This is a genomic window from Mesorhizobium sp. M7D.F.Ca.US.004.01.2.1, assembly GCF_003997785.1.
In the GTDB taxonomy this organism is placed as follows: domain Bacteria; phylum Pseudomonadota; class Alphaproteobacteria; order Rhizobiales; family Rhizobiaceae; genus Mesorhizobium; species Mesorhizobium loti.
In genome coordinates, this window is record NZ_RZRQ01000155.1 from 1 (window position 1) to 5,615 (window position 5,615).

Annotated in this window: 6 protein-coding genes; 1 reads left to right on the plus strand and 5 read right to left on the minus strand. The window is 62.5% G+C overall.

Annotated elements, in window-relative coordinates:
* Positions 1 to 35: 35 nt before the first annotated feature.
* The 5 genes from EN993_RS20380 to EN993_RS20400 form a co-directional block, all read right to left on the minus strand.
* Positions 36 to 974 carry a GNAT family N-acetyltransferase gene (locus EN993_RS20380; RefSeq protein WP_109671526.1) on the minus strand — a complete coding sequence of 313 codons (939 nt, stop codon included), beginning with the start codon at positions 972 to 974 and terminating at the stop codon, positions 36 to 38.
* A gap of 84 nt (positions 975 to 1,058) precedes the next feature.
* Complete coding sequence (gene thrS / locus EN993_RS20385) at positions 1,059 to 3,035, minus strand: threonine--tRNA ligase (RefSeq protein ID WP_127264653.1); 1,977 nt, start codon at positions 3,033 to 3,035, stop codon at positions 1,059 to 1,061.
* Positions 3,036 to 3,161: 126 nt separating this feature from the next.
* Entirely contained in the window at positions 3,162 to 3,989 is an 828-nt protein-coding gene (gene blaOXA / locus EN993_RS20390; RefSeq protein ID WP_109671528.1) for a class D beta-lactamase, read from the minus strand.
* A gap of 146 nt (positions 3,990 to 4,135) precedes the next feature.
* Positions 4,136 to 4,507 carry a membrane protein insertion efficiency factor YidD gene (yidD, locus tag EN993_RS20395; RefSeq protein WP_109671529.1) on the minus strand — a complete coding sequence of 124 codons (372 nt, stop codon included), beginning with the start codon at positions 4,505 to 4,507 and terminating at the stop codon, positions 4,136 to 4,138.
* Between the two features lie 79 nt (positions 4,508 to 4,586).
* A complete protein-coding gene (locus tag EN993_RS20400) occupies positions 4,587 to 4,745 on the minus strand; it encodes a hypothetical protein (protein ID WP_109671530.1) in 159 nt (52 codons plus the stop codon).
* A gap of 91 nt (positions 4,746 to 4,836) precedes the next feature.
* On the opposite strand from EN993_RS20400, the gene EN993_RS20405 reads away from it, so the two are divergent.
* Positions 4,837 to 5,615: LysR family transcriptional regulator (locus tag EN993_RS20405; RefSeq protein WP_245468923.1), on the plus strand; the 779-nt coding region annotated here is incomplete at its 3' end.

Here is a 5,615-nt window from a genome sequence, read left to right on the forward strand (position 1 = left end):
ATCCTGAAGAAGGCGCGGACTAACCGCTTCTGACTTCAGGCCGCCAGCTTGGTCCGCGCCGGCAGGAACGGAATGCGCCGGCGCGCCACGACTGGCGCCAGGTCGAACACGCCGCGATAAAGCCGGTCGAGCAACGCCTTGCGGTCGCGCAACGGCTCCAGTTCGCTCCAGTTCAGCACATCGCCGACGCGCACGTCGATCGCCTTGCCGGACAGCCGCGCGAATTCATGGATGAGCAGCGACGTGCGCAAGGTCAGCGAGGCCTTGCCGACGAATTTCGCCACCCGGCCGTCGCGCTCGGCCATGTTCATCGGCCCGCTGACCAGATGGAACAGCCTGCCGTTCTGCCCGGAAAAATGCATCGGAATGACCGACGCCTTGGCGTCCTGGACGAGACGGGCCGGAAACATCTTCCACGGCAGGTCGCGCGCCCGGCCAAAGCCCTTCGGCGCGGTGGCGACACCGCCGGCCGGAAACACCACGATGGTGACGCCCTCTTTCAGCAACCGCACCGCTTCATGGCGCACGGCCATGTTGTTCTTGAGCGCGTCCTTGGTCTCGGAGAAGTCGATCGGCAGCGAGTAAGGCTCCATCTCGCGGATCTTGAGCAGATCCTTGTGGATCATCACCCGGAACGGTCGTCCGAGCTGCTCGGCCAGCGACAGCACGGCAATGCCGTCACCGATGCCGAACGGATGATTGGCGACGATCACCAGCGGCGTATCCGGCAATTGTGCGGGCGGCCATTGATCTGATGTCCGCACCCGGACGTCGATCAGGTCGAGCATGCGGCTGAACACGCGTTCACCGGTCGGCACGACCTGGCGGCGCCAGAAATCATAGAGCGCGGTGTAGCGGTCGCGGCCCGACAGGCCCTCGACCGAATGAATGAACCAGCGCGTCAGCGCCGGCTGGCGCGGATTGGCATAGGAAAGCTCGGGAAAGGGTCGTTCGCGAAATTTCAGCTTGAGCATAGGGGCTCGTTACAAGGTCGGCGTGACAGGGATATGAAAATGGCGGTGGATCGCTCCACCGCCATGTCGTCGGAACTGTGCCGATTACGCAGCGCGTTTGCGGCGGCGATCAGGTGTCATGGCCTCTTCGGTCAACTGCGCGATCGCCTGGTCGAGGCCAAGCGATTCCTGGTCGCGTGAGCCCAGCCGGCGCATGTTGACCGTCTGCTCTTCCGCCTCACGCTTGCCGCAGACGAGGATGACCGGAACCTTGGCCAGGCTGTGCTCGCGGACCTTGTAGTTGATCTTCTCGTTGCGCAGATCCGCTTCCGCCAACAGCCCGGCGGCCTTCAGCCTTGCCACCACCTCGGTCGCATAGCCGTCGGCGTCCGACGTGATCGTCGCCACCACCACCTGCAGCGGCGCGAACCACAGCGGGAAATGGCCGGAATAGTGTTCGATCAGGATGCCGAGGAAGCGCTCCATCGAACCGCAGATGGCGCGGTGCACCATGACCGGCTGCTTCTTCTCGGAATCCGAGCCGATATAGAAGGCGCCAAACCGTTCCGGCAGGTTGAAGTCGACCTGCGTCGTGCCGCACTGCCATTCGCGACCGATGGCATCCTTCAGCACATACTCGAATTTCGGCCCGTAGAAGGCACCCTCGCCCGGATTGATCGAGGTCTTGATCCGATTGCCGGACCGCGTCCTGATTGTCTCCAACACGTTGCCCATGATCGCCTCGGCGTGATCCCACGCCTCGTCGGTGCCGACGCGCTTGTCCGGCCGTGTCGACAGCTTGACGCTGACTTCTTCAAAACCGAAATCGGCATAGGTCGACAGGATCAAATCGTTGATGCGCAGGCATTCCGCTGCCAGCTGTTCCTCGGTGCAGAAGATGTGCGCATCGTCCTGCGTAAAGCCGCGCACGCGCATCAGCCCGTGCAGTGCTCCGGACGGCTCGTAACGGTGCACATTGCCGAATTCTGCAAGCTTTACGGGTAGATCGCGATAGGACTTCAACCCATGCTTGAATATCTGCACATGGCCCGGACAGTTCATCGGCTTCAGCGCGAAGACGCGGTCGTCATCGGTGTCGTCGCCGGCGACCGTCACCTTGAACATGGCGTCGCGATACCAACCCCAGTGGCCTGACGTCTCCCACAGGCTCTTGTCGAGAACCTGCGGTGCGTTGACCTCCTGATAGCCCTGCTCGTCGAGGCGGCGGCGCATGTAGTTGACCAGATTCTGGAACATCTTCCAGCCCTTGGCGTGCCAGAAGACGACGCCCGGTCCCTCTTCCTGGAAATGGAACAGGTCCATCTCGCGGCCGATCTTCCTGTGGTCGCGCTTCTCGGCCTCCTCCAGCATCGTCTGGTAGGCTTCTAGCTGCGCCTGGTCGGCCCAGGCGGTGCCGTAGATGCGCGTCAGCATCGGATTGTTCGAGTCACCGCGCCAATAGGCGCCGGCCACCTTCATCAATTTGAAGGCGTTGCCGATCTGCCCGGTCGAGGCCATGTGCGGGCCACGGCAAAGGTCGAACCAGTCGCCCTGCGCGTAGATCTTGAGATCCTGATCCTCGGGAATGGCGTCGATCAGCTCGAGCTTGTAGCGTTCGCCCTTGTCGGCAAACACTTTTTTCGCCTTGTCGCGCGGCCAGACCTCTTTGGTGAACAGCTTGTTGCGCGCAATGATTTCGCGCATCTTCTTCTCGATCACCGGAAAATCGTCAGGCGTGAACGGCTCGTTGCGGGCAAAGTCGTAGTAGAACCCGTTCTCGATCACCGGCCCGATGGTCACCTGCGTTCCCGGCCATATCTCCTGCACGGCTTCCGCCAGCACGTGTGCGGTGTCGTGGCGGATCAGTTCCAGCGCGCGCGGATCATCGCGGGTGACGATCTCGACCTTGCCGGACTTACCCAGCGGGTCACTGAGGTCGCGCACGGTCCCGTCGATGGCGTAGGCGACGGCCTTCTTGGCCAAGGACTTCGAAATCGATTCGGCTAGGCCAGCACCGGTCATCGCCGCGTCGTATTCGCGAACGGAGCCGTCGGGAAATGTCAGGGAAACGGAATTCAGCATGTGTATCTCCTATCCAGTCCCGCAAACGAGCGCGGGTGGTCGTGGGAAAAGCCGGATGCGTCCGGCGGCGGCTGTCTTTTATGGACAGATTCCGCCGCCGTAAAGCCCGGCTCAGGTGTCAGGCCTTCATTTGATGAGCAGCGGCAGATCCTTCAGGAACGCGGCCCGGGTCTTGAGGCCCTTCGGCATATCGGTGCGGTTGGTGTCGACGACAAGCCGCGCAAAGACGATCTGGCGGCCATCCTTGTTCGCCCAGCCGACGAACCAGCCGAGCGAGCGCTTGTCCTGGACCTTGTCGGCGTCGTTACGCAGCCTGGTGCTGCCGGTCTTGCCTTGCACCGTCCAGCCTCCGGCCTGGAAGGTCGGGATAATGGCTGATGTCATGTCGTAAGCCTTGGCCGAGACCGGCAGCTTGCGGGCCAGTAGCTTGCGCAGGAAATCGACCTGCTCGACCGGCGTGATCTTGAGCGAGGAATTCACCCAGGACTGGGTCAGACCATCATTCTTACCGGGGTTGCCGGAAACATCGGCGTTGCCGTAGTCGAATTTCGAGACGTAGCCGGCAAAACTCTGCTGCCCGAGCCGGCGGGTGATTTCCCGGGAGAACCACAGGATCGAATCCCGCTCCCAGACCACCGGGTCGACTGTCTTCTGATCCCGCTTCACCGCGTTGAATTCAGGCTTGTAATCCCAGCTCGGCGTGTGCTCGTCGTTCAGGATCCCGCTGTCGTAGCCGATCAGCGACAGCGGCACCTTGAACGTCGAAGCCGGGCTGAACCGCTGGTCGCACACACCATCCTGGTAAAGCGTCGTGCCGCTCGCCGCGTCAGCGATCACCGTGCATTCGACGTCCTTCAGTGGCGCCGATTGCGCGCGCAACGGAAATCCCAGCAGCCAGGCGAGCAGGAACAGGATTCCGGCAAAGATGAAGGGAAGACGGTCGAAATTGCGCATTGATGCTCGCTCCAGAAGGGTGTTCGCGAGCGGCTTAGCGAGGTCTCTTGTCTCGATTTTGTCTCAAATGCGCAGTCTTTGTGCAGGCTTGTGTTAACCCTACCAGATCGTAAACGCGCAGTGCCGCCGGAACATGACCGGCGCCATCAGCCCTGCGCTTCGCCACGCTTGCTGCCGATCCGCCAGTACCGCCAGGGCATGAACCAGACGTAGCGCTCCGCCAAGGCTTCCGGCACGCGGTCGATGCCGTGCGTGCCGAATGGCCCGCAGCGCAGCACGCGGAAAAACCCCATCCAGCCGCCGGCCCACAAGCCATGGCGGGCGATCGCCTCATGCGCATACTCCGAACAGGTCGGCAGATGCCGGCAGGAATTGCCGACAAAGCCGGACAGCGTCAGCTGATAAAGGCGCACGAGCGACGTACCGAGCAGACGGCCGGGCGTCTTGCGCCACGGGCCGGGCCAGTTGCGGCCGCGCCCCGACGGTTTGGCAATATGGGCATGCCCATGCGGATCCACCGCGGTCTCCGTATCACGTTCCAGCTCGATAGATGTGGGCTTCGGCGGAAGAACGCAATCCCCGCCTGTCTGCCTGTCGTCATGGGCGGGAACGGCGAAACGGCTGCCTGTCAACCGAAGGCGTCCAGCAGCCGGGGCTGGCCGGCTCTTCGCCGCGCTTTCCATGCTGTCTTTCGTTACGCCATTGGAACGTCGCGATCCGCATGACATCGCCGAAGATGCTCAGGAACTGGATCATGGTCGTATCTCCTTTGACGCGATTAGACCGCCGCTGGCCTTCGCCTTCAAACGAGTATAATTTCCACTTCGGATAATCCTGGGTTATGCGAATGAAACGCGGACGCTTGCCGCTGACGGCATTGAGAAGCTTCGAGGCGGCCGGCAGGCATCTGAGCTTCAGCCGGGCCGCCGAGGAGCTTTTCGTCTCGCAGGCGGCGATCAGCCGGCAGATCCGCGAGCTCGAAATCTTTCTGCGACAACCCCTGTTCGAACGTCACCATCGCCGCGTCGAACTGACGGATGCAGGCCAGCGTCTGCTGGATCAGCTTGTCAGGAGTTTCGACGCCATCGACACCTTGCTTGGGGAACTGGTGGCGACGCCGATGCAGTCCGTGGTTCGCGTCAGTGTCGAGCCGTCGCTTGCATCCGTGTGGCTGGTGCCCCGGCTCAATCGATTTCGCCAATTGCGGCCCGATATCGACGTCTCTCTCGAAGTGGACCCAAGGCTGATCGAGTTCCGCAGCGATCAGCCCGAACTCGCCTTGCGCTTCAGCGCACATGCCAGCTCGTGGCCGCGCAGCCAGGCTGAGCGGCTTGCCTCGACAGTCGATTCGCCGGTTCTGTCGCCGGCGCTGCTAGCTTCTGGCCCTGCCCTCGAGAGGCCGATCGATCTTGGTCGCTATACGCTTTTGCACGAGGAGAACCGTCAGGGCTGGGCGCGCTGGTTCGAAGCGGCCGGCGTGCCGGCCGACGCCGTGCCCGCGCGCGGTCCGATGCTGGCGGACGCGTCGCTTTCAAAGCAGGCCGCCCTGCTCGGACATGGCGTGGCACTGGGCGATCTCCTGCAGATCGGCGGGGGAAACAAAACCGGCACGCTGATCAAGACGGT

Bases quoted from the DNA above. Each gene is read 5' to 3' on its own strand.
- EN993_RS20380 (WP_109671526.1), bottom strand. From the start codon at position 974: ATGCTCAAGCTGAAATTTCGCGAACGACCCTTTCCCGAGCTTTCCTAT.
- thrS (WP_127264653.1), bottom strand. From the start codon at position 3,035: ATGCTGAATTCCGTTTCCCTGACATTTCCCGACGGCTCCGTTCGCGAA.
- blaOXA (WP_109671528.1), bottom strand. From the start codon at position 3,989: ATGCGCAATTTCGACCGTCTTCCCTTCATCTTTGCCGGAATCCTGTTC.
- EN993_RS20400 (WP_109671530.1), bottom strand. From the start codon at position 4,745: ATGATCCAGTTCCTGAGCATCTTCGGCGATGTCATGCGGATCGCGACG.